General features: G+C 56.8%; 17 protein-coding genes and 1 riboswitch. Of the genes, 13 read left to right on the top strand and 4 right to left on the bottom strand.

What is annotated here, in order from left to right:
• Positions 1-5: 5 nt before the first annotated feature.
• The gene (locus tag IM700_RS01250; RefSeq protein ID WP_193415600.1) at positions 6-908 is read left to right on the top strand and encodes a nucleotidyltransferase domain-containing protein; all 903 of its coding nucleotides are present in this window, start codon (positions 6-8) and stop codon (positions 906-908) included.
• A gap of 163 nt (positions 909-1,071) precedes the next feature.
• Here the strand turns inward: IM700_RS01250 and IM700_RS01255 are convergent, their stop codons facing one another.
• Positions 1,072-1,956 carry a collagen-like protein gene (locus IM700_RS01255; protein ID WP_239483478.1) on the bottom strand — a complete coding sequence of 295 codons (885 nt, stop codon included), beginning with the start codon at positions 1,954-1,956 and terminating at the stop codon, positions 1,072-1,074.
• Positions 1,957-2,397: 441 nt separating this feature from the next.
• Here IM700_RS01255 and IM700_RS01260 point away from each other — a divergent pair, with 441 nt between their 5' ends.
• The 5 genes from IM700_RS01260 (at position 2,398) to IM700_RS01280 (ending at position 7,499) form a co-directional block, all read left to right on the top strand.
• On the top strand, positions 2,398-3,162 hold the full coding sequence (locus IM700_RS01260; protein WP_193415860.1) for an ATP-binding cassette domain-containing protein: 765 nt from the start codon (positions 2,398-2,400) through the stop codon (positions 3,160-3,162).
• Between the two features lie 11 nt (positions 3,163-3,173).
• Positions 3,174-3,845 (top strand): methionine ABC transporter permease, encoded by a 672-nt coding sequence (locus tag IM700_RS01265; protein WP_193415858.1) that lies wholly within the window; start codon positions 3,174-3,176, stop codon positions 3,843-3,845.
• A 17-nt stretch (positions 3,846-3,862) separates the two neighbouring features.
• Positions 3,863-4,738, top strand: a complete 876-nt coding sequence (locus IM700_RS01270) for a MetQ/NlpA family ABC transporter substrate-binding protein (RefSeq protein ID WP_193415599.1) — start codon at positions 3,863-3,865, stop codon at positions 4,736-4,738.
• Positions 4,739-4,807: 69 nt separating this feature from the next.
• Positions 4,808-6,094 carry a glycoside hydrolase family 18 protein gene (locus tag IM700_RS01275; protein WP_193415598.1) on the top strand — a complete coding sequence of 429 codons (1,287 nt, stop codon included), beginning with the start codon at positions 4,808-4,810 and terminating at the stop codon, positions 6,092-6,094.
• Between the two features lie 106 nt (positions 6,095-6,200).
• Positions 6,201-6,354, top strand: a riboswitch (FMN riboswitch).
• Positions 6,355-6,485: 131 nt separating this feature from the next.
• Positions 6,486-7,499 carry a DMT family transporter gene (locus tag IM700_RS01280; protein ID WP_155606380.1) on the top strand — a complete coding sequence of 338 codons (1,014 nt, stop codon included), beginning with the start codon at positions 6,486-6,488 and terminating at the stop codon, positions 7,497-7,499.
• 96 nt (positions 7,500-7,595) lie between these two features.
• On the opposite strand, the gene IM700_RS01285 is transcribed toward IM700_RS01280, so the two are convergent.
• The gene (locus tag IM700_RS01285) at positions 7,596-9,692 is read right to left on the bottom strand and encodes a glycoside hydrolase family 52 protein (RefSeq protein ID WP_418888759.1); all 2,097 of its coding nucleotides are present in this window, start codon (positions 9,690-9,692) and stop codon (positions 7,596-7,598) included.
• A 193-nt stretch (positions 9,693-9,885) separates the two neighbouring features.
• On the opposite strand from IM700_RS01285, the gene IM700_RS01290 reads away from it, so the two are divergent.
• Both IM700_RS01290 and IM700_RS01295 read left to right on the top strand, forming a co-directional pair.
• Positions 9,886-10,812, top strand: a complete 927-nt coding sequence (locus IM700_RS01290) for an AraC family transcriptional regulator (protein WP_193415596.1) — start codon at positions 9,886-9,888, stop codon at positions 10,810-10,812.
• A gap of 27 nt (positions 10,813-10,839) precedes the next feature.
• The gene (locus IM700_RS01295; protein ID WP_193415595.1) at positions 10,840-12,531 is read left to right on the top strand and encodes an alpha/beta fold hydrolase; all 1,692 of its coding nucleotides are present in this window, start codon (positions 10,840-10,842) and stop codon (positions 12,529-12,531) included.
• A 685-nt stretch (positions 12,532-13,216) separates the two neighbouring features.
• Here the strand turns inward: IM700_RS01295 and IM700_RS01300 are convergent.
• Positions 13,217-14,872: a glycoside hydrolase family 9 protein gene (locus IM700_RS01300; protein ID WP_193415594.1), complete on the bottom strand. Its 1,656-nt coding sequence runs from the start codon at positions 14,870-14,872 to the stop codon at positions 13,217-13,219.
• A 370-nt stretch (positions 14,873-15,242) separates the two neighbouring features.
• On the opposite strand from IM700_RS01300, the gene IM700_RS01305 reads away from it, so the two are divergent.
• The 3 genes from IM700_RS01305 (at position 15,243) to IM700_RS01315 (ending at position 17,550) form a co-directional block, all read left to right on the top strand.
• A complete protein-coding gene (locus tag IM700_RS01305) occupies positions 15,243-16,028 on the top strand; it encodes an amino acid ABC transporter substrate-binding protein (protein ID WP_193415593.1) in 786 nt (261 codons plus the stop codon).
• Between the two features lie 100 nt (positions 16,029-16,128).
• A complete protein-coding gene (locus tag IM700_RS01310) occupies positions 16,129-16,788 on the top strand; it encodes an amino acid ABC transporter permease (RefSeq protein WP_155606385.1) in 660 nt (219 codons plus the stop codon).
• A gap of 12 nt (positions 16,789-16,800) precedes the next feature.
• Entirely contained in the window at positions 16,801-17,550 is a 750-nt protein-coding gene (locus IM700_RS01315) for an amino acid ABC transporter ATP-binding protein (protein ID WP_239483480.1), read from the top strand.
• Between the two features lie 82 nt (positions 17,551-17,632).
• Here IM700_RS01315 and IM700_RS01320 read toward each other — a convergent pair whose 3' ends face one another.
• Positions 17,633-19,438 (bottom strand): DUF5050 domain-containing protein, encoded by a 1,806-nt coding sequence (locus IM700_RS01320; protein WP_193415592.1) that lies wholly within the window; start codon positions 19,436-19,438, stop codon positions 17,633-17,635.
• A gap of 96 nt (positions 19,439-19,534) precedes the next feature.
• Here IM700_RS01320 and IM700_RS01325 point away from each other — a divergent pair, with 96 nt between their 5' ends.
• Together IM700_RS01325 and IM700_RS01330 are read left to right on the top strand one after the other, a co-directional pair.
• Positions 19,535-20,755: an SGNH/GDSL hydrolase family protein gene (locus IM700_RS01325; protein WP_239483481.1), complete on the top strand. Its 1,221-nt coding sequence runs from the start codon at positions 19,535-19,537 to the stop codon at positions 20,753-20,755.
• A gap of 8 nt (positions 20,756-20,763) precedes the next feature.
• The gene (locus IM700_RS01330; protein WP_193415591.1) at positions 20,764-22,776 is read left to right on the top strand and encodes a GTP-binding protein; all 2,013 of its coding nucleotides are present in this window, start codon (positions 20,764-20,766) and stop codon (positions 22,774-22,776) included.
• The last annotated feature ends 17 nt before the right edge of the window (positions 22,777-22,793 follow it).

Below are 22,793 nucleotides of genomic sequence, written 5' to 3' on the forward strand. Positions count from 1 at the left end.
CGCGGATGGAGCATACGGAAGACAATCCATCGTTGATCTTGAGCCAATTGCGGCAGGTGGAGAAAACGGAACGGGTGCGGATTTTATACGCTTGCGAAGCGGGCAGCCGAGCCTGGGCGTACGCGTCAGCCGCCAGCGATTACGACGTGAGGTTCATTTACGTGCGGCCGGTGGAGTGGTATTTGTCGATCAAGGACAAAAGAGACGTCATCGAGCGCCTAATCGGCATCGGCACGGAGGTTGCCCACTCTGGAGAGGAGGGTTCCGTGCCGGCTCAGCCGGGGAACGCCGGCGGTCTTGACCTGGCCGGTTGGGATCTGCGCAAGGCGTTGTCGCTGCTCGGCAAAGGCAATCCGGCCTTATTCGAGTGGCTGGCTTCGCCGATCGTCTACGCCGAAGCCTTTCGGTTTCCGAAACGGCTGCAGGCCCTGACGCCGCACGCCTTCTCCTCCAAGGCGGCGATCCACCATTATTTGCATATGGCGAAGCGCAACCTGCGGACGGAGCTGAGAGGCGAGAAGGCCGCGCCCAAGGCCTACCTTTACGTCCTCCGGCCCCTGCTGGCCTGTGCTTGGATCGAGCGCCGCGGAACGCCGCCGCCGATGGACATCGAGACGCTCGTCGAGGCGGCACTGCCGGACGTAAGCAGCGGCGGGCTCCGGGAGGAGATCGGCCTGCTGCTGTCGCGTAAGAAAAGCGGGGCCAAATCGGAACCGGAGCCCCGCCTTCTTCGGTTGGATGAATATTTGGCCGATCGCCTGGCTTATTTTGAGCGGCTTGCTCCGGCGCTGGAATCCCCAAACCGGAGCAAGGACGCTGCGCTGCACGACAGGATGGATGAATTGTTTCGCTCCGTCCTACGGGAGGTTTGGGGATTTCATTTCTCAGGGGGCCCGAGCGTTTCATAGGCCTGGAACCCATCCTACCTATCAATAGGGGAACTCTGTCTCGTAGTCCAATAGCTGAGAGGACTGATATCCCTGCACATTCAGCAAGAGGTCAGAATACGATAATAGAAAAAAGACCTGCCAAATCCAGGGCAGGCCGATATAATCGATAGACCGAATGTTATTATGCCAATTTCAAAATCGTTAAGGTCGAGTTTAACAGATTATGCAGCTGAACAGGCGTGGCACTGGCATTTACGATTTGAAGGGTTGCCGGCACGGTCGGGATGCTAACGATGACCTCTGCCGAGGTGGGGCCGCCGCCATTTCCGGTAAATGGGGCCGGCGTGATCGGAGCACCATTAATGGTCAGGTTGAAAGCCGCATTTCCCTGATTGTGAACCGTAAAGTTGACCAAATACGCTCCTGCTTCCGTGATGGTTACTGTAGAGGATGGGGGCGTGAAGATAAACGCTCCGCCGGAGTTTGCCAAGAGTCCGTTGAACGTAATGGCGGTATTGCCTGGCACCGTATCGGTTCCGGTACCGGGATCAACACGGTAAATGCTTAAAAAGTCGGAGATGCCTCCCGCGGGTCCCGCGGGTCCTGTTGGCCCTGCGGGTCCTACTGCTCCTGCTGGCCCTGCTGGCCCTGCCGGCCCAGCCGGTCCTTGGGGTCCTGGAGGTCCAGGAGGCCCTCCAGCGGGTCCTGCCGGCCCTGCGGGTCCTTGCGGTCCAGGTATTCCCTGCGGTCCAGCCGGTCCGGTTTCGCCGGTTAGACCTCGCAATCCCTGGGGTCCGACCGGCCCTGCGGGCCCTACCGGTCCGACGGGTCCGGCAGGACCTGGGACTCCTTGAGGGCCTGGAATGCCTTGTTGGCCGGAGACGCCTTGAATCCCCATCGGCCCTTGCGGAGCTTGCACGTTAATGTTTGGCTTTACCTTGATTTTGATGATCTTTTTTGCTTTTACACAGTGCACGCGGCGTTTGTGGATTTTATGGCCTTTGTGCAGTTTCCGAAGCTTACGATGTTTACGTGGTTTGCAATGCTTGCTTTCGTTCATTTCCATCTAAGTCATCACACCTCCAATAAAGTTGATTCAACCTTAGTGTATTGTCTATTCGGCAGAAAGTTTGGACGATTGACCTCTATGCGCAGAAAGCGGTTTTTGCCTAAACCTCAAGGAATGGAAGCCCCCCCCCAACCCTCTGAAAACACTTTCCTACTATTTGTAATCACTAACTTCTATACCAAGCTAGGACATGCCCTCTCCGATTTCCCTTCGGCATCTCCCGGCAAACAATGGATTGATTTTCCCGCCCATAGGTTTGTTTTCTCCCCCAAGCACGTTTACGAAGATTGCGGTTGGAAGGATTGCGCTTGGATTTATAATAATTAATTAGAATTAGTGACACAGCGTAATTAATAGTCTATAATCAACTGGTGAAAGCTTGATGAAACAGATCTTTAAAATAAGTAATACAGAAGCAACCCGAAAGGGGAGACGCTTATCATCGCTTTGGAGCGTGTCAGCAAATCGTACAGCGTGCAAAACGGGCAATTCGAGGCGGTACGCGACGTATCCTTGCGGATTCCCCAGGGCACGATCCACGGCATCATCGGCCCCAGCGGGGCAGGGAAATCGACGCTGCTGCGCATGATGAACGCTCTGGAGTTGCCGGATCAAGGGGAAGTAACGGTCCTGGGTCAGGAGCTTACCGCGCTCCCTGAGACCGCGCGGCGTGAAGTGCGGCGTTCGATCGGCATGATCTTTCAGCAGTTTCATCTGCTGAATAATCGCACGGTCAGCGGCAATGTTTCCGTGCCGTTGGAACTTGCCGGTTTGCACCGGAGGGAGCGCCTTAACCGTGTACGGGAATGCCTGCGTTTTGTCGGTCTGGAGGACAAGGCCGGCCAATACCCGGCTTCCCTCAGCGGTGGGCAGAAGCAGCGAGTGGCCATCGCCAGGGCGTTGGCCAGTCGGCCGGACATCCTGCTCTGCGACGAGCCGACCTCCTCGCTGGACCCGAAGACGACTGCGGAGATTCTGGAAGTGCTGCTGCATATCCATCGGACGCTGGGAGTGACGATCGTGATCGTCACGCATGAGATGGACGTGGTCCGCAGCATCTGTCAAGGGGTTTCGGTGATGGAGGAAGGCCGGTTGATCGATGCGTTTACGCTCGAACGAAACGAAGCGGGGGCCGGAACCTCCGGTATCGCAGGCTACAGCGCTTCTTACAGGGAATTGTTGCTTGGCGGGACGGAGGTGTGAGGGTGTTTGATATGACCTTGATGTGGGACAACTTCATCCAGTATCGCAGCCAAATTGGCGAAGCGGTCGGCGAGACGTTCGCCATGGTTGGGATCGCGCTGCTCGCTGCCGTTCTCCTCGGTTTGCCTACGGGAACCGCCTTGTATCTAACCGGCAAAGGCCAGCTTTATGAACACCGCCTGGGGTATGGCCTGTTGAACGGAGCGGTTAATGTCATTCGTTCCTTTCCGTTCCTGCTGCTGGTGGTGTTTATGATTCCGCTCACCCGTCTCATCGTCGGTACGGCGATCGGGACGCTGGCGGCCTCCATCCCGCTTGCGGTCGTTGCGATTGCGATTTATGCGCGGTTTGTCGAGCAATCGCTACTCGAGGTGCCGCGAGGCGTAATCGAATCGGCGCGGTCCATGGGGGCGTCGAAGCTTCAGATTGTGGCGAAGTTTCTATATGTGGAAGCCCGGTCCGGCCTGGTGTTGGGTCTGACTTCCTCGACGATCAGCTTTATTTCTTATTCCACGGTGATGGGCGTGGTTGGCGGCGGCGGCGTAGGTGATTTTGCCATCCGCTACGGTTATCAGCGGTTCGAAACCGAGCTGATGGCCGCGGTGATCCTGCTGATGATTGTTCTGGTGCAAGGAATTCAATTTATAGGAAATGCGTTGTCCCGTTGGTTGGATAAACGCTAATAACGGAGGGAGAAATCATGATAAAGACAGGTAAATGGATGATGACGCTGGTCCTGCTGATGTTGGTATTAAGCGCATGCGGCAATAATGGCAACGCTTCGAACGCTTCAAACACCGGGAATGCGGAGACAGGCGTAGGCGCACCGGCCGCGGCCGAGTCCGAGACGACGGAAATGACAACGTTAAAGGTTGCGTCTTTGATTCCGCCGATGACCGACATCCTTGAACTCATTAAACCGCAGCTCAAAGAGGAAGGCATCAACTTGGAGATCGTCGTGTTGTCCGACAATATTCAGCCTAACGACGCGCTAGCGAACAAAGAAGTCGATGCGAACTTCTTCCAGCACGTGCCTTGGATGGAAGAATACAATAAGAATAAAAACGCCAACCTCGTCCCGGTTCAGCCGGTTTATCATGCCGTGTACGGAGCTTACTCCAAACGCTATAAATCGATGGAAGAATTGCCGGACGGCGCGACCATCGTGATCGCAAACGACGCGACGAACGGGGGACGATCGCTAGATATGCTGGATAAGGCCGGCGTGATCAAACTGAAGGAAGGCGTGGGCATCCATGCTACCGTGGGTGATATCGTAGAAAATAGCCACAACTACAAATTCGAAGAAGTTGATCTACTGATGCTGGCGCGGATGCTGGATGACGCCGATTTGGTGCTGATGACTCCGGCTTATGCCAGCCCGCTGGGTCTTACGCCGAAGAAAGACGCTTTGCTGACAGAAACCGTGGAATCGGCTTTTGCGATCACCTTGGTCGCCCGCCAGGACAATCAGGATTCGGAACCGATCCAGAAGCTGGCGAAGGCGATTTCCAGTCCGGAAGTCAAAAAATTCCTTGAAGACAATTACAACGAGATTGCCCTTCCGGCGTTCTGACGGGGAATAGGTCAAACTGGCTCCTTCATAGGATGGTGATAACATGATCCATATGAAGGAGGGGAGCAGATGCAGATTCATCCTGTCCAGCCGGGCCAAACGACGTACAGCATCGCGGATGCTTATGGCGTACCTTATGAGGATATCGTCGAAGCCAACGAACTGCCGAACCCGGAACAGCTTGTGGTTGGACAAACCTTGGTTATCCCGATTGTCGGCAGCTATTACTGGGTTCGGTCCGGGGACAGCCTATGGTCGATCGCGCAGCGATTTGGGTTAAGTTATCAAGAGCTGGCTCGTGTCAACGCCATTGCCGCGGATCAACCCCTGTCGATCGGATTTCGGTTATATATCCCGCCGCGCCCGCGTAGAAGCGCCGAGTTTAACGCCTACGTTGAGCCGCGCGGGGGGACGGTTGCTCCAGCGCTGGAGCGAAGCGCGCGCGAAGTGGCGCAGCACCTGACGTACCTGGCTCCATTTAGCTTTCAGGCGCAGCGGGATGGTTCGCTCAAGGAGCCGCCGCTCAATCAGTTTCCGGAAATCGCCCGGGCGAACCGGGTCGTGCTGATGATGGTGATCACGAATCAGGAGAACGATCAATTTAGCGATGAGTTAGGCCGGATTTTGCTGAACGATATCCCGATCCAGGACCGTTTTCTGGACAATATCGTTACGACGGCAAGCAATTACGGTTTTCGGGATATCCATTTCGATTTCGAGTTCTTGCGGCCGGCCGACCGGGAAGCCTACAACGCTTTTCTGCGAAAAGCCAAAGCGCGTTTTGCGCAACAGGGTTGGCTGATGTCCACTGCTCTGGCGCCCAAGACAAGCGCCGGCCAACAGGGGCTGTGGTATGAAGCGCATGATTATCGGGCGCACGGGGAAATCGCCGACTTCGTTGTGATCATGACCTATGAGTGGGGCTACAGCGGGGGACCAGCCCAGGCGGTATCCCCGATCGGTCCGGTCCGTCGTGTGATCGAATACGCGTTGACCGAAATGCCCGGCTCCAAAATCATGATGGGGCAAAATCTGTATGGCTACGATTGGACGCTGCCTTTCGTGCAAGGAAGCGTCGCGCGGGCGGTTAGTCCCCAGCAAGCGATCCAAATTGCGGCGCGCCACGGCGTCGCGATTCAATACAGCGACCGGGATCAGGCTCCGTTTTATCATTATTGGGATGGGGAAGGACGGGAACATGAAGTATGGTTTGAGGATGCCCGCTCAATCCAAGCCAAGTTTAATTTGATCAAGGAGCTGGGGCTGCGCGGGATGAGTTATTGGAAGCTGGGCTTAAGTTTTCCGCAAAATTGGCTGCTGATCGAGAACAACTTCGATGTGGTCAAAAGAGGGTAGAACCTAATTTTTCGGACGCGAGAGGACTTTGTGATTTTTGTAACAGAGTTCCCGAAAATCCTGCGTTATGATATAAACAAGTTAAGTAATCAAAATTTAAATGAATAGAGATCTTCGGGGTAAGGTGAAATTCCTAACCGGCGGTGAGGTTTCTGATTGCAGAAACTGCAGCCCGCGACTCGCTTGTGGCTTCGGCCGCACGCGACTGACTTGGTGTAATTCCAAGGCCGACGGTAAAGTCCGGATGGGAGAAGATCAATAAAGCTATAGTTTGATCCAGGGACCGGTACGGTTCCTGACAGGCTTATTTGGTCAGCCCCCGCAAACCTTTACGAAGGTCGATGCGGGGGTTTTCTACTTAGACCCTCTATTCAAGAAGGGGACAAACACCATGGAAAAAGCAAATGTTAGCGGCGGACTCGGGATTCAGGCTGGGGCGGGCGCGGGGGCGCTTACGGGGACATCCGGCCAGGTTCAGCAATCGTCTGCGAAGGCAGAGGCACGCAAATCGCGAAGCGGGTTTTGGCTCGTTGTTTTGGGGGCGGCGCTGTGGGGCGTTGACCCGTTATTTCGAGTCATCTTGCTGGAGTCGCTGACGTCGGCTCAAATTGTACTCATTGAGCACCTTATTATCGCGCTCATTGCCATACCTGTCTTATGGAACAACCGCACCGAGCTGAAAGGGCTGGGCTGGAAGCAAGGGGGCGCGCTGCTCTTCATTTCCTGGGGCGGTTCCGCCATCGCCACGATTCTGTTTACGATGGCGCTGTCGAACGGCGATCTGAACGCTGTGCTGCTGCTGCAGAAGATGCAACCGCTGTTTGCCATCCTGTTGGCCGGATTGCTGCTCAAGGAGAAGCTGCCTCGGTTCTTCTTCGGCTTCTTGGTCATTGCGCTGCTCGGAACGTATTTGCTGACCTTCGGATTTACGATGCCAATCGGGCATTGGAGCGACTTTGTGCAGGTGGGCAGCTTGCTGTCGCTGGGCGCGGCCGCGTTGTGGGGCGGATCCACCGTGATGGGCCGGATGATGGTTGGGCATATGAAGTATGAGACGGTGACGTCGCTGCGGTTTGTATTGGCGCTGCCGCTGCTGCTGGCCATCACCTGGAACGAAGGGGCCGCCTGGAACCTGCCTGCCGGTACCTCACAAATTGCCGCGCTTTCGCTCAACATGCTGGGACAAGCGCTGCTGCCGGGACTGCTCAGCCTGCTTGTATACTACAAGGGGCTGACGACAACGAAGGCTTCGGTCGCCACATTAGCCGAACTCAGCTTCCCGATGGTCGGGGTTCTAATCAACTGGATTGCCTTCCAGCAGATGATTACACCCGCCCAGGTGTGCGGATTCGTTCTGATTTGGGGCACGTTGTTCCTGATCTCCCGCCAGGGAGCCAAGCAATAACCTTTCGCTTATAAAAAGAAGCGAGGTTTCCGCCCTTAACTGGGTTCGGAAACCTCGCTTTTTTTCGCTTTATTCAGCTCGCTTGGCCGTGATCGTTTAGTTCTCGTCCAGCCACAAAATCGCCGTCACGCCGCGCGGATAATACCGGCTGCCGCAGATTACGCCGGCCATCATCTGATCGCTCCAGCTCCAGAAGGCGTTCTTCTCGGAGGTCAGCCAGGCGACATGCGCGGCGTCGGCCGCTTGGCCCCGTTCATCCCAGGCCAGGCCTAGGATCCGGCGGGCGATGAATTGACACAGATAAATTTTGCTGAGCCAGGAATTGTTGCTCGTCGAGGACAGCTTCCACCCACCGTCTTCGAACAGGCAGATTCCGGGTTGCAACACCGTGTTCAGGTGCGTGGACAATGCCCGAATATATTCGCCGAACCGGCCGTTCGGATCCAGCGCTTCTTCGCATCCAGTGTACAGCGGGAAGATCAGACCCTCGATCGCCGGGATAATCTTGGAGTCGTTATTTTCCTGGATGACCGCCGGAATGTAGCCGCCTGGCAGCAGATGCGCGGTGATCGTCCCGGCACACCGCTCTGCTTGCCGTCCGGCCAGTTCGGCCGCCGCCTCGCGTCCGTTTGCTCGCAGTAGCTTTTCCATCGCGACGTAAGCTGCCCAGCTCTTGCCAGCCAAATAAATGTTGTTCCGCGCTTGACCCAGCGAGACATCCAAGCTGTCGTAAGTGGTGATTTCGGCACCGCCCATCGTGCGGGAGCTGTCAAGGCCCATGACGCCGGTCCGTTTAGCTGGGTCCGGATGATCGCGATTCACCATACTTTCCAGACATTGCTCCAGGATCGGCAGGTTGCGATCCAGCCATTCGCGGTCATTCGTTTGCTGGACGTAAACCGTGGCGCTCAATACCCAGTTGACGAGCTGCTCATGGGTCATATGGGAGAAGCAATCGTCAATCGCATGCAGCTCGTAAACCGAATAGCCCGGTCGGGAGAACGTGTTGGCAACGCCCATGTCGTGCGTGAAGCTGATGCCGCCGGGATATTCGGTCGCATCTCCGGGAAGACGTACCGTGTCCCGATAACTGTAGCGGCTGGTGTAGAGATCCAGCTCGTTTTTGACCGTCCACGGATTCATTTTCAGCTCAAAAAACAACTGGTCGACCAGCAAATCGAACGTATTCATCATCCGGTATTCGCCTTCGTTCACGACCCAAAGCGGCTTGCCGTCCTGCTCCAGCAGCTCGGTGGAACCGTAATAGCTACGGATCGCGTGCGCGAGCATAAACTTCTGGTCCTCGGTCAACTTCGAGTCGTAGACAAGCGTCTCGGCTTTCTGCGCAACCTCCAGCTTACGGTCGAACTCAGCCAGCGCATAATCGGCTACGTCCTCGATATTGGCGAAATACCGCGTGTAATAGTAGGACGCGTCCATCCCGGTGGTGACGTAACCGGCGCGATAGAAACAGAGCGCAAAGCGGTAGGTAGCTTTCTCGCCGGCGGGGGTATCCATGAGCAGCGCGCCCACTGGCCCGAGACCAAAACGGAGGTTCTCCGGAACCTTTGGCTTCAGGATGGATTCCATCTTGAAGAATCCGGCGCTTGTAATCCGCGGGTCGTTCGCTGCAATCGCGGTATGGCGGCCCTGGCCGACGCCGCAGATCTGGCCGTCGGTCACATCCTCCAAGCGTCGGATCGCGCTGAACGGATCGATGTTCTGCAAACCGAAGAAGGCTTTCCGGGCCGAGGTTCCCCGCGTGTTGTCGACCGTGATTTCGGCCAGCACGGCCGGCATGAGCGCGAAGCGCAGCTGATCTTCGGTCGCCGTCTCAGGGTCGGGCACGCCTTCAAACGGCGAGATCAGGCGGAACGTCAAATCGCCGGCTTGCCATTCGTCGATCGCCGCACCGAATCGGCGGACAATCTCGCTGCGGCCGAACGGTTCGATGAGACCGCTTTCTTTTTTCTGAACGGAATGCTGCTCGCTGGACTCGTCGCCGCTCTCTTCCGTCGTATAACGGTCCCGCTCATCCAGACCTTCGCCGAAGAACGGCAGGGCCCGGTAATGGTCTTGCCCGTCGTCCTGCAAGCCGATGTAAATGTTCTGCTTAGGCGGGCTGCCCAGTTCGAGGTCGAATCCGCCGCTTTGGCCGGGATGTCCTAACGTAAAGCTGGCGAAGGCTCCCATCGGGGAGTGATGCGCGTTAAAAAATATATTTTTACCCAAGTTGATTACCTCCTGTTCAATTGGTTGCGGTTGTGCTAGTTTGATTATATCAAGGCTTTGGGGGAACGCCCATATCCAAACCGTCGATTGATTTATCCAAAACGTTCAAAGACGGCGAGGAGGGGACCAAAAGCAGCGAAACGGAGGGACGAGGGTGGTTAGAGAGCATCAGGTTACGGAATATATGCTGCCGGATATGGATTCGACGTTTAAGCTCTTTGCCGCGCATCTGCGGACGGTGACGAGCGCGTGGTCGTACCCGCGGCACAGCCATCCGCTGTTCGAAGTGAACCTGCTGCTGGCGGGCAGTCAGGAGATGATCGTGGGCGGCAAACGGTACGTACAGCAGCCCGGCGATTTCCTACTGCTGCGCCCCGAGGACGTGCACGAAAGCCGGACGCTGGGGACGGAGTCGATGACGTATTATTGTCTGCATTTTAATGTCGACGAACCCGTGCTTCGCGAGCTGCTGTGCCGCGGCGAGGAGCTCTTGCATGCGGCGGACAGCCCGCTGGCCGAGATCATCCGGCCAAGCCTGGATAAGCTGATCGCGTTGACCTCGCACGGGGCGGGCGCTAAGCTGGCGGACAAGATGCGGGCTTTGTCCGCGGTGTTCGAGCTGTTCGCCGGCCTGAGCGAAGGGCTGGCAGAACGGGAAGTCGGCGCTCCGGGCAGCCGGATGAACCGGATCGCGGCAGAGATTGCCGCCGGCTTGGAACGCAGCGTTGACGAGTCGGAGGCTGTAAACGCGATAACGGGCGAGGGTATCGGCGGCGACGGCGATGGCGACGAGGTCGATGGGGATCGGACACGCGAAACCGTTGCGGCGGTTACCGCCGGACTCGGCTATAGCGCGTCCTCCTGCAACCGGATTTTCCGCAGCGTCTACGGGATGTCGCCGCGTCAGTACTTATCGGCGCTAAAGCTGAAGAAGGCCAAGCTCCTGTTGATGGAGCCGGAACTCTCGGTGGAAGCCGTCTCCATGCGTCTCGGTTACAAGGATATCGCGCATTTCAGCCGGCAGTTTAAGCGCTGGACCGGGGAATCGCCTGGCAAGTTTCGAGCTAGGTTTCACATTTAACTCTTATTATGAAAGGGGTTGGCTGCAGTGACAGTTGAAAGCGCTGACTTATTGGCGTTGCCGCTCCGTAAGCGGATCGTCTTTTTTGGCGACAGCATTACGGAGAACGGAACGTACATCCGTAATTTAGAGGCATTTTTCTTGAAGCATCTGCCGGAACACCGGCTGGAGTGGATCAATCTGGGGGTCAGCAGTGAAACCGCGGCAGGAACCAGCGAAGCGGATCATCCGTTTCCCCGTCCCTGCGTGCACGAGCGTTTGGAGCGCGCCTTGGCGGAAGTGCAGCCGGATTGGGCGTTTATTTGCTACGGAATGAACGACGGCATCTACCATCCGCTTGGAGAGCAGCGTTTTGAAGCTTATCGCGACGGAGTGCGCCGGGCCGTGGACCGGGTGCGCGGCGAGGGAGCCCGCGTCATCCTGATGACGCCGCCGCCGTTTGACGTTGCTTCAGCCGGCGGGGAGGCATTGCCGGGAGGAATGGACGACTACTCGTTTGAGCGTCCTTTCATCGATTATAACGCCGTCTTGGACCGTTATGGGGACTGGGTGCGCGAGTACGGCGAGGCCGAAGGGCTGACGGTCGTGGATCTCCGCGGTTCGCTTGGCGAATTGATTCGCGCTCGGCGGGAGGCGGACCCCGGCTATCGCTACGGCGATGGCATCCACCCGAACGAAGACGGGCATTGGGTGATCGCTCGGACGATTCTGAGCCGTGTGTTCCATCTGGAGCTGGAGCGGATGCCAGATTGGGCGGATGGCGGAGACAGCGCGTTCATCCGGCTCGTCGGCGAGCGCCGAGCCGTGCTGAATGCGGCATGGCGGGAGCATGTCGGGCATACGAACCCGAACAAGATGGAGACGCCGCCGCTCGCTGAGGCGTTGCTGCAGGCTGAGGCGTTGCTGCCGGCGATCAAGCGGGCCGCCTTGGAGGAGGGCGGCGCGGAGAGTGCTGAGGTGAGCGAATGGATGGGCTTTGCGCGCACCGACTTTTACTTCGGCGGCCGCGAATGCGTGGTGGTCGCTCCTCAGGATGCCGCGCCTGGTCGGCCGTGGGTGTGGCGGAGCGAGTTCTTCGGCGCGTTCGCGGACGCCGACCTCGCCCTGCTCAAGCAAGGCTGGCATCTCGCCTATTGCCGGCTGAGCCATCTTTACGGCTGCCCGTACGCTGCCGGGCAGATGGAAGCCTTTCGCGCCGAGGTGGCCGCGAAATACGGACTCGCCCCGAAGCCGGTGTTGTTCGGCTTCAGCCGGGGCGGCCTGTACGCGCTGCGGTACGCCGCGCTGTACCCGGATCGCGTCGCGGCGTTGTACCTCGACGCGCCGGTGGTGGACATCCGCAGCTGGCCGGGGGGCCAGGGGGCGGGTCGGGGCGCGCCGGAGGAGTGGCGCGACTGCTTGGCGGCGTACGGCATCGCCCAAGCCGCGTCTTCTCCGGCGGACGTCGCCCGGCTTGCCGGCGAGGAGACGGAGCGCCTGCTGGCGGTGCTGGTCGCGCCGGCCCGCGCCGGCGTGCCGGTGCTGCTCGTCTCCGGCGACGCCGACCTCGACGTGCCGTTCGAGGAGAACGGCGCGGTGCTGGAGCGCGTCTACCAAGCCCATGGCGTCGCGGTGACGGCGATCCTCAAGCCGGGTGGCGGGCATCACCCGCACAGCTTGCCCGACGTCACGCCCATCGTGGAGTTTGTCCTCACAGCGGCTGCGAACCACAGCCGATAACAACCGTGAACCACCGTCTGATGCGATTTGGACGGTGGTTCGTTGCGTTAAGCGGTGGGGAAGTACGGATGAGGAAGAGGGGCACAACTCACAAATCACAACCCGGATCTCGAAATTTGCGAACGGGTAACTAGTAACTCATGATTTGCAACACACCATTTCCAGCATGTATCTAGTATTTCGTTTGCGCTGCACGTTGGGGGGAATTAGTGGCTTCTCACGTACGCCTGGATGGGTTAGCTGGATCGCACCCCGGTCTTTTTTGCGCAAAACTTAGATCTACATAACAGTTCGCTGCTGCAGCTAACCTTTTAACAGGACATTCTATATGAAATTTCATATAGAATGCGAGGTTTGATGATGGAATGAGCAGTTATGTTCGAAATATCATATATAATCTCCGCATTCGGCTCTCCAACAGCCAATCTGTATGAAATTTCATATATAACTCCCTATTTGAGCGTGAATCCGGCAATTATATTCGAAATTTCATATATAATCCCAATGAACGAACGTCCTAACCTAATACCCCCAAGTTCGCGCATACTCTCGCCGACGCCCACGCTACTCCAGGACGCGAACGAGGACGGATGGAGGGGCAACGGTACCGACCACAACTGGTTGAGCCACTGAAAAAGGACGCACGCAGGCGCATTCCCCGCGGCGTCCTTTGATCCGAGAAAAGTTACTTTACAAACTGCGATACGGCGAACACGGCCGGCGAGTTCCAATAGATCGTCACTTCATTGCCGGCATAGCTTAGCTCATGGTCGACGAAGCATTGTGCCGGAGGCAGTCCTTGCAGATGCTCCTGCATATAGTCGTCGTTCAGGTTGCGGTTCGGTCCCCCGGACACGAGGCCGGGAACGGACGCTTCCACGTCGTCCGCTACAGACGGGCGATAATGCAGATGGTTGACCGAGCGGTCGCCAAAGCCGGACACGTAGCTGAGATCCAGTACGTTGCGGCCCAGGAGATAGTGAATATGCTCGAGCGCCAGCTCCCGGTAACGTTCCTCACCGCCAAGGCGATTGGCGATCAGGAGGAGCATCGCGTTATTCATCAGCACCATGTTGCTGCCCCAGATATAATCCTCCGGGCGCAGGGAGGTGAGATAACCGTCTTCTGCACAACGGTCGGCTAATCGTTTGGCTTCCGCGAGCAGCCCTTCCTGTAACGCGGTGCGCAATGCGGGATCTGTATCGGCACCTGCCTCTGCGCCGAACAGGTATGCGATTGTCCCATAGCCACTCATATTGGTCCAGCCCAGCTCGTATTTGGCGAAGGGGAGGGCAGCTAGCCCACGGAATGCTTCGTGATATTTCCCTTCGCCGGTCGTACGGAAGAGTTCGGCTGCGGCCCAATACCGTTCGTCCAAGTCGCTTGCATCCCCGTATTCACCCGTGCCGACATCGGCCGGATTCTTGAAGCCGGGACCGTCCGGATGAGGCGGCGTTTGGTCCAGCCAAGCCCAAGCGCGTTCGGCCGTTTGCAGGCAGCGCGTAGCAAAAGCTTCGTCAAACGGTCGATAGACCCGCGCTGCCATCGCCATCACGCCGGCTAGACAGGCGGTAGCGGTGGCGGAGACGGGCAGAAAGTAAAGGTCGTCCCTGTCATCTTCAGGCATGATGTCGAGCGGAGGGAATTGCTTCGTCGTCAACTTGTGAAAGGCGCCGCCCGAGCGTGGGTCCTGCATTTTAAACAACCATTCTAGCTCGTACCGGCATTCGTGTAACACATCCGGTATCCGATCATCGCTTTCCGGCAACGGAATCGGCCGTTGAAACGCCTTGGGGTTCCCCTCGTAAGCTAACAGCAAGTCGGTAACCGCTTTGGCTCCCGGGCCGGTGTATTTCCCATAATCGCCGGCATCGTGCCAACCGCCTCGGCTGTCCAGGCGGAGGGAAGGATCATCGTACACGATGCCCTCGGAAGTATGGCAAGCGTGATGCTTCCAGGGGCCGGCGATGCTCTCCTCCAGCTCCATGCCGCAACGTAAATAATAAAATGCCTTCAGCAAGCCCTGTTGCAAGTCGGCATAGGGATTGCCGGCGATCACAAACGCTGCCGAGCTTTCGCCGTTCAGGCTAACCCGGTATGTTCCCGGTGTTCTTAGTTCCCCGAAATCGCCCCGGCAGACCGTTGTCCCCGATGCTTCATCCTGCTGTGCAGGACCGGTTGCGCTCCGGTAAACCACTTCTCCTGAGACGGTATCGATCATTTCGAATTCACCGCCCGAGCCGGCGTAAACAAAGGATTTAGCGGCTTCGGCCGGGTAGCCGAGCTGATTGACAGAGATGCTTCGACGCAGTGGTACAGGGGTGTTGGATGTTTGGTTCATGCGTATCCCTCTTTTCGATCGTTAAAGTAAACGTTTTCAAAAATAGGCATTTCTTCGTTTCGCGAATTACTAACCCTACCTCTAGCTCACTCTTCTATCCTTGCATGTTCCGATTCGAATAACAAGACTCGAAATTTAATGATCGATCGTTATAATTTTATCGTTATCGGATCGTTCGGAGATCTGTCACAATAACCGGGAGATTCTGACAAACGACAGGGATCCTATCGACTCTTTTTTGGTAGTATGGTATCATGATAGTCTGATAACGTATTAGCGAACTAAAGCGTAAGACCTTCTGTCGAAGCAAACACAGGAAAGAGCACAAATGAAGCGTACACAGAGGTCAACTTCAGGGGGAGAGAGACAGATGAAAACGAACCAAAAAATGATCATGATGGGTCTTGTGATGGCTCTGGTATTGACGATGCTGGCCGGTTGTTCGGGCTCGGGAGCCGGGAAAGATGACAACAAGCTGGTGATCGGGATTGACGATAAATTCGCACCGATGGGCTTCCGCGACGAAAAGAACGAAATTGTGGGCTTCGACATTGATTATGCCAAAGCGGCAGCGGAGAAAATGGGAAAGGAGGCCACCTTCCAGCCCATCGACTGGTCGGCTAAGGAATCCGAACTGAATAGCGGTCGGATCGATTTGATCTGGAACGGATATACGATTACGGAAGAACGTCAAGGTAAGGTATTGTTCACGAAGCCTTACTTGAAAAATAGCCAGGTGGTTGTCACGCTAGCCGATTCGGAAATCGCCCAATTAAGCGATCTGGCTGGCAAAGCGGTGGGACTGCAGTCATTGTCTTCCGCGGCGGACGCGCTTAACGCGGCACCGATCAAGAGCGAGATCAAAACCATTTCCGAATTTCCAGACAACGTGCTGGCGCTCAGCGATCTCAAGACGAAGCGTCTTGACGCGGTTGTCATCGACGAGGTCGTGGCGAGATATTATATGTCCAAAGAAGAAGGGACGTTTAAGCTGCTGGACGAATCGCTGGCGCCTGAAGAATACGGCATCGGCGTGAAGAAAGGCAACGAAGAGCTGCTCAACAAGTTGCAGCAGGCGCTTGATGAACTGAACCAGGACGGTACCGCGTCCGAAATTTCGCAGAAATGGTTCGGCGAAGATAAAGTGCTGAAGTAGAAACGAACCCGCTCAAACCGGATTGCTTCGGAATCCGGTTTTTTGCTGGCTGCGGCTAGCCCGCGGGGCATCGTACAAGTATAAATCGAGGAGAACGACCATGAGTATGGAGTATTTATTGAGTATCCTGGGGCCGATGCTGGAAGGGATGGAAACCACGATTCTGCTGTTTGTGCTGGCGATTGTGACGTCGATTCCGCTGGGATTTGCCTTTACCTTTATGGTTCGCAGCCGAATCAAACCGGTCGCTTGGTTTGCCGGCGCGTACATTTATGTCATGCGCGGCACGCCGCTGTTGCTGCAAATGCTGTTCGTCTGCTTCGGGCTGCCGGTGATTCCGGTCATTGGCGAGTATCTCGTCATGGACCGATTCGCGGCCGCCTGCTTGGCTTTTACGCTGAATTACGCAGCCTACTTCGCGGAGATCTTCCGCGGCGGTCTGCTGGCGATAGACAAAGGCCAATACGAGGCGGCGAAAGTGCTGGGCCTCAGCCGCTGGCAGACGACGACGCGGATCGTGCTGCCGCAAATGCTGCGAATCGCGCTGCCTGCCGTCTCCAACGAGTCGATCACGTTGGTCAAGGATACAGCGCTGCTTTATGCGGTCGCCGTACCCGAACTGCTGCATTTTGCGCAAACGGCGGTCAACCGGGATTTTACGATCATGCCGTTCGTGCTTGCGGGCGTGCTGTATCTGTTGATGACGTTGGTGCTTACCGTGCTGTTCAAGGCACTGGAGCGGAAGTTCAAATTCGAGTAGAGGGCTGGAGTTATGGATCAAGCAATCGTAGAAGTCGAGCATTTACGAAAATCGTTTGACGACCTGGAGGTGTTGAAGGACGTCACCTTTTCCGTCGCTGCTAGTGAGGTGCTGGCGGTAATCGGACCGTCCGGGTCTGGCAAAAGCACGATGCTGCGCGCATTGGCTCATCTTGAGGAAATCGACGGGGGCAGCATCCGCATCGGCGGCGAGACGCTGGCGAAGGACGGACGGTATGCCGGCAGCGCCAAGCTCAAGGGAATCACTGTCCGCATGGGCATGGTGTTCCAGCATTTCAACCTGTTTCCGCACCTTACGGTACGAGGCAACCTGGAGCTCGCTCCCAAGCTGGTCAAGGGATTGCCAGCCACGGACATCCGTGCCAATGCCTCGGAGCTGCTGGAGAAGGTGGGGCTATCGGACAAAGCCGATGTTTATCCCTCCAACCTGTCCGGCGGGCAAAAACAGCGGGTCGCCATCGCCCGGGCGTTGATGATGAGTCCGGAGATCCTGCTGTTCGACGAGCCAACCTCGGCGCTCGATCCCGAACTGACGGGCGAGGTGCTGCAGGTCATGAAGCAGCTCGCCGAAGAGCGGATGACGATGATCGTCGTCACGCATGAGATGGGCTTTGCGCGGGAGGTGGCCGACCGCGTGATGTTTATGGCGGACGGCGAGATTATCGAGTCAGGTCGTCCGGAGCAGTTGTTTGGAGCTCCGCAGCATGAGCGGACCCGGTCTTTTTTGCAGCGGGTACTGTAACGTATAAATTCAAAGCGGCGGCAGCCTCAGACTTCGTTGGTGAAGTTCTGGGACTGCCGCCGTTTTCTGCTGTTACTGATATTTATTTCACCGAGTAAACCCCTGTTTTGTAAACCAGCGTATAGAGCATGCCAGTGTCGGTTAATAAGGTCTGGTCAACGTCGTCTTTGGTTAAACGGCGTTGCTTGCCATCGGCAGCGATGTGATAGATACCGGGCTCGTAGCCGTAGGATACGTAATAGGCGCCGGACTTGTTGATTTCAAAGGTTGTTTCAGACGACGCTCCGGCCGCTAGAGAGGCCAGCTTCTTCTCCTGCCCTGCGGCCGGATCAAACCGGTATAAATCCATCCCTTTGCCATTGGCGGTCGTATAATAGAATACGTTCCCGTACATACGGATTTGGGCAATTTTCCGGGACGACACGGCGACAGCGCTCTCTCCGCCATCCAACCCTGTATGCATCAAGCGACCCGAGCGATCATCCAGATAATAAATTCCTTCGCCGATCAGCCAGAATCGACTTACGTCCGTGGCCAGCTTGTTGTGCGTCCGGCCGGTTATGTCAATCCGGTATAAGGCGTTAGGATCCTTCGAATCGCTATCATTGAAGCCAATCGCGAAGAGCGCACCGTCCTTCAGCGGCAGCGTGGGATCGGACTTAAACCCGATTCCGCCGTTATCCTCGACGGATCGGACCACGCCATAGGCATATCCGGGCTCTCCGAGCAACGACTCCTCCCCAGTGTTTAGGTCGAGTCGGTTCAAATTGTCCGCAAATCCGCTCATAAAACGGAAATCCGTATAATACAAAGCCCCTTGGTCACTAGCGAGGCCAACCAGGTCCTTGGCCGACAATATCTCCTGCAATGTCCCATTCTTCACCTGATATAGCGTGTCACGCCCCATCGTCAAATCCCCAACATGGAGGTTAACGAATAAATCGTTATCCAACTTACGTACATCCGTCAGCCATCCGTCCTCGGGCCGCCAGTCTCCCAGCGCGGCGATTTGCTGCGGCTGTTGTTTTCCCAGGTCATAGGCGTAAAGGTAAGCTTGATTGTTTACCGTGGACACGTAATAGAAAACATCGCCAATCCGTTTGCCCGAATGAAACACCGGCTTACCGGGAACTTGAATCCGAGTTGCCTTGTTCCCTTCCGTTTGCCGGAAAAGCTGTTCATCCAAGGAAGCGCCGTTGTTCCGGTAAACCGTTTTTAGGTAATACACATCGGTTCCGAATTGGGTCAGTGGGGTAGATACGTTCTCGTAATCGATCCGTTTGCGCCGATCAGTCAGCTGCGTTCGGATGGAATCTTTGGTCGCCAGCGTTTGCGGGTGTTTCAGGTCAAGTGCCGCATCTCCGATCAGAATCAGCCCATCCAGCCAATCGATCTGTTTGCCAAGCGCCGTTGCGGCGTCCCTTAGGGGCAGCATGACCCGGCCGCCGATCTTTTGCGGCGGAACATCGAGCTTCACCGATTTGCCGTTAATGAGCATTGTCGTGCTGTTGACCTTGAACTTTACCGTTCTCTTTAGCGGGAGGTTCTGAAGAAGCACATCGTTTGGCGTCTTCGCGTTCCAGACGACATCCCAATACCCTTGATTCGCATGAGTCGTATGCTCGGCCAGATATCCCATCAAACGAATGGGCACGAGGACACGTCCGTTTCGTTGAACGACTTCGTAATCCCCACCAACATCCGTCTTGCGGCCTTGAATGTACGCTTTTCCTTGATAATCAAAAGGAATGATCGCCAGCTCGCTGAACGCTTCCTCCAGCGATTGGCTGCCGTTTCCTACGGGGTCAGCCGCCTCCGCGGCATGAACTCCGGCTGTTCCTAGCCCAAGGCAGGCCGTCAAAAGCAGCAGGATGAATTTCTTTTTCAAATCGAAACGCTCCCTTCCATGACAAATCCCAATAAGTTCTATAGCAACTAGACGCTTCCACAGTCGCAAAAGTTTCTGTTTTCGGAGGGACTCCCCATGGTAGAATCAAAAAAGAAGTCGTTTACATCAGGCAGGATGGAGGATAAACAGATGATGAATCAGTACGCTTCTGCCACCGTCGTATCGGCGGCATGCAACTATATTATGGAGCGTCCGGACAAGTTCACGCATACTTATCGGACCTATGTGAAGTTAAGAGAACATGGAAAGCTAGAGCTCCGATTCTGGCATAGTAACGCGATTGACTCTACCTGGGATACCGGGTTGGTTGCCCGCGGCGGAGCCCTCGGTGGACAGTGGCGGATCGAAGCCGCTTACGTTGCGGACGGAGGCACGGCGCCGGACGGTTCCGTCGAGCCTAACTCGCAGGTTCGCGTCACGTTTGACGGAGGTAGCGGGGCCCGATCCGTTGCCCCCGGGGAGAAGTTCTGGAGCGATCCGGTCAAGCTGGACCTGCCAGAAGGGCATTTGCTGGCGTTTACTTGGACGATTTCTACCGATGCGGGTGGCAAAACGGTGCCGTACAATACCGAGCAGATGCTGGTCACGGCTTATGACGCGCCGGGCGTACGCGCTGATGCGTCAGATGCCGAAGGCTTTTCCCTTTCGGAAAATTTGCTGGTGATGCCTGCGTTAATCGCCAGCGCCAAACCGGTGCGGCAACGTTTGGTATTCCTAGGCGATTCGATTACGCAAGGCGTGAGAACCCGCAGGGACGGTTACGAGTATTGGGCGGCGCGGATTGCCGATGGACTGGGGAGTGATTATGCCGCGTGGAATCTGGGTTCCGGCTGGGCGAGAGCCTACGATGCCGCGGCGGAGGGCGCTTGGTTGAGCAAGGTAAAGCTCGGCCAAGTTCCGGGAACGGGTACGCAGATCGTTTTGGCGCTTGGGGTGAACGATATCGACATCGGAGCACGCACTTCCGAGCAGTTGTTAGCCGATCTGAACACCATCATCACCGTATTACGTCAAAACGATCCCTCCGCGGAAATCATCCTGTTCACCGTGCCGCCCTTTAACTTCAGCGAGGAGCGGGAGCAGATATGGCGTTACGTTAACGAACAAATCCGCTCTGCCTCGCTTCCGGGCGTAGACCGCGTGTTTGATATGGCGGCTTTGCTGTCCCAGCCCGCACCGCTCGAGCATCGCCTGTGCCGAGAGTTCATGAGCTCGGCGGACGACCCTCATCCGAATGGAGCGGCTGGCAAGGTGGTTGCCGATGCGTTCTTAGCGTGGTATTTAGGTGAACGATGAGCGGGATAATGGAGAGTATCGAACCGGCTCGTCTGAACGTGGGGATTTTCGCCCATGTCGACGCCGGAAAGACAACGACGACAGAGCATATTTTGTACGAAAGCGGACGGATTCGCATGCTGGGCAGCGTGGATGACGGCACGGCGCTTACCGATTCGCTGGAAGTGGAGCGTCAGCGCGGCATTTCTGTGCGCGCGGCCATGACGACGTTCACCTGGAAGGGCACGCAGGTCAATTTGATCGATACGCCGGGCCATGTCGATTTTCTGTCCGAAGTGGAGCGGTCGCTGCGCGTGCTGGATTGCGCGGTGCTGGTTCTCTCCGCGGTAGAAGGCGTTCAGGCGCAGACGGAAATGATTTGGAACGCGCTTAAGAAGCTGCAGATTCCCACGCTCTTGTTCATCAACAAGATGGACCGCGTTGGCGCGGATCCCGATGCGGTGCTCGCTCAGGCACGCAATTATCTGTCTCCGGACATCGTTCCTGTCCAACATCCGCTTGGGGCTTGGCAGGATTACAGCGGAGCAGTGGATTTGTGGCAGACCGATTTGGAGGAAGCCGCTGCCGAGGCAGGCGGCCTGGAAGCATACGCATCGGCCCGGAGTCGTTTGATCGAGTTCTTAGCCGAGCGCGATGATGCGCTGCTCGAGTCGTACGTTAGCGGAGAGAACGTTGCGGAGGAACGTTGGGCGCGATGTGCGGAGGAGTTGGCCCGGTCTGCCCGGATGTACCCGCTGGTGTACGGGGCGGCGGCCAAGGGAATCGGTATCGCTCCGCTGCTGGATGCGATGCTTCGCTATTTCCCTCCGGCTGGAGGTGATCCAGAGGCCCCGTTGTCCGGCGTCGTCTTCAAGATTGAACGCGACAAGACGATGGGACGGATGGCGTATGTGCGACTTTATGAAGGCAGCCTCCACAATCGCGATGCCGTGTTGAACCACACGCAGAACCTGAGCGAGAAGGTGACGCAGATTCGTAAAATCGACGGTACCCGGTCCGAGGATATCGGCGTGCTGCAAGCGGGGGACATCGCTGCCGTCTGCGGCTTGTCCCATGTCCGCATCGGCGACGTGCTAGGGCGGCCGGAGGCGGTCCCGGCCGAAGCCAAGCTGGCGGTCCCGCTGCTCACCGTGCGGGCGCATCCGGCCAACGAGGCGGAATACCGGGCCGTGGCAGATGCCTTGCAGGAACTGTCCGACGAAGATCCGCTGCTGGACTTGCAATGGCTGCAGGAGGAGCGGGAGCTGCACGTGAAGGTGATGGGCCCGATCCAGCTGGAGGTCCTAAGCAGCGTAATGGAAACGCGTTACGGACTGAAGGTGACCTTCGGCAAGCCGTCGGTTATTTACAAAGAAACACCTAAGCAGGCGGGTGAGGGCTATATCACTTACACGATGCCGAAGCCTTGCTGGGCGATCCTGCGGTTTAAGATCGAACCTGGCCCACGGGGGAGCGGTCTGACCTATGAAGCATACGTGCGGGACGAAGATTTGCTGCCGCAATATCAGAATGAGGTCGCTCGCCGCGTTCCCGAGGCTCTGCAACAAGGGCTATATGGCTGGGAGGTTACCGATCTGAAAGTTACGCTGACCTATGGTCAGCATCATGTTTGGCATACCCATCCCCTTGATTTTGCCGTCGCTACGCCAATGGGAATGATGGACGGGCTGGCCAACGTCGGCACGATGCTGCTGGAGCCGATCTTGCATGTCCGGTTAGTCGTTCCCGAAGAGAACGCCGGCCGGGTGATGAACGATCTCGTGCAGATGCGCGGTCGTTTTGAGCCGCCGCAGCTACAGGGGGAGCGAGTGTTAATCGAAGGTCATGTACCGCTCTCGACGTCGCTTCATTACCCGATTGAACTGAGCTCATATACGAAGGGACGGAGTACGTTTGCTTCCTCCTTCGCCGGCTATGAACCGTGCCCGCCGGACGTTCAGGCCGAACGGACCCGGAGGGGCGTTAATCCACTGGACCAGGCAAAGTATATCCTCAGCGTGCGGAAAGCGCTGCAAGGCTAAGCCGACATGCCATACGC

Origin of the sequence: Paenibacillus rhizolycopersici, from assembly GCF_014947195.2 — a bacterium.
Taxonomy (GTDB): Bacteria; Bacillota; Bacilli; order Paenibacillales; family Paenibacillaceae; genus Fontibacillus; species Fontibacillus rhizolycopersici.

What these genes read in the sequence shown, in the direction of transcription:
- IM700_RS01250 (WP_193415600.1), top strand. Translation starts at nt 6, where the DNA reads ATGGAGCATACGGAAGACAATCCATCGTTGATCTTGAGCCAATTGCGG.
- IM700_RS01255 (WP_239483478.1), bottom strand. Translation starts at nt 1,956, where the DNA reads ATGGAAATGAACGAAAGCAAGCATTGCAAACCACGTAAACATCGTAAG.
- IM700_RS01265 (WP_193415858.1), top strand. Translation starts at nt 3,174, where the DNA reads ATGACCTTGATGTGGGACAACTTCATCCAGTATCGCAGCCAAATTGGC.
- IM700_RS01270 (WP_193415599.1), top strand. Translation starts at nt 3,863, where the DNA reads ATGATAAAGACAGGTAAATGGATGATGACGCTGGTCCTGCTGATGTTG.
- IM700_RS01275 (WP_193415598.1), top strand. Translation starts at nt 4,808, where the DNA reads ATGCAGATTCATCCTGTCCAGCCGGGCCAAACGACGTACAGCATCGCG.
- IM700_RS01280 (WP_155606380.1), top strand. Translation starts at nt 6,486, where the DNA reads ATGGAAAAAGCAAATGTTAGCGGCGGACTCGGGATTCAGGCTGGGGCG.
- IM700_RS01285 (WP_418888759.1), bottom strand. Translation starts at nt 9,692, where the DNA reads ATGGGAGCCTTCGCCAGCTTTACGTTAGGACATCCCGGCCAAAGCGGC.
- IM700_RS01300 (WP_193415594.1), bottom strand. Translation starts at nt 14,872, where the DNA reads ATGAACCAAACATCCAACACCCCTGTACCACTGCGTCGAAGCATCTCT.
- IM700_RS01305 (WP_193415593.1), top strand. Translation starts at nt 15,243, where the DNA reads ATGAAAACGAACCAAAAAATGATCATGATGGGTCTTGTGATGGCTCTG.
- IM700_RS01310 (WP_155606385.1), top strand. Translation starts at nt 16,129, where the DNA reads ATGAGTATGGAGTATTTATTGAGTATCCTGGGGCCGATGCTGGAAGGG.
- IM700_RS01315 (WP_239483480.1), top strand. Translation starts at nt 16,801, where the DNA reads ATGGATCAAGCAATCGTAGAAGTCGAGCATTTACGAAAATCGTTTGAC.
- IM700_RS01325 (WP_239483481.1), top strand. Translation starts at nt 19,535, where the DNA reads ATGGTAGAATCAAAAAAGAAGTCGTTTACATCAGGCAGGATGGAGGAT.
- IM700_RS01330 (WP_193415591.1), top strand. Translation starts at nt 20,764, where the DNA reads ATGGAGAGTATCGAACCGGCTCGTCTGAACGTGGGGATTTTCGCCCAT.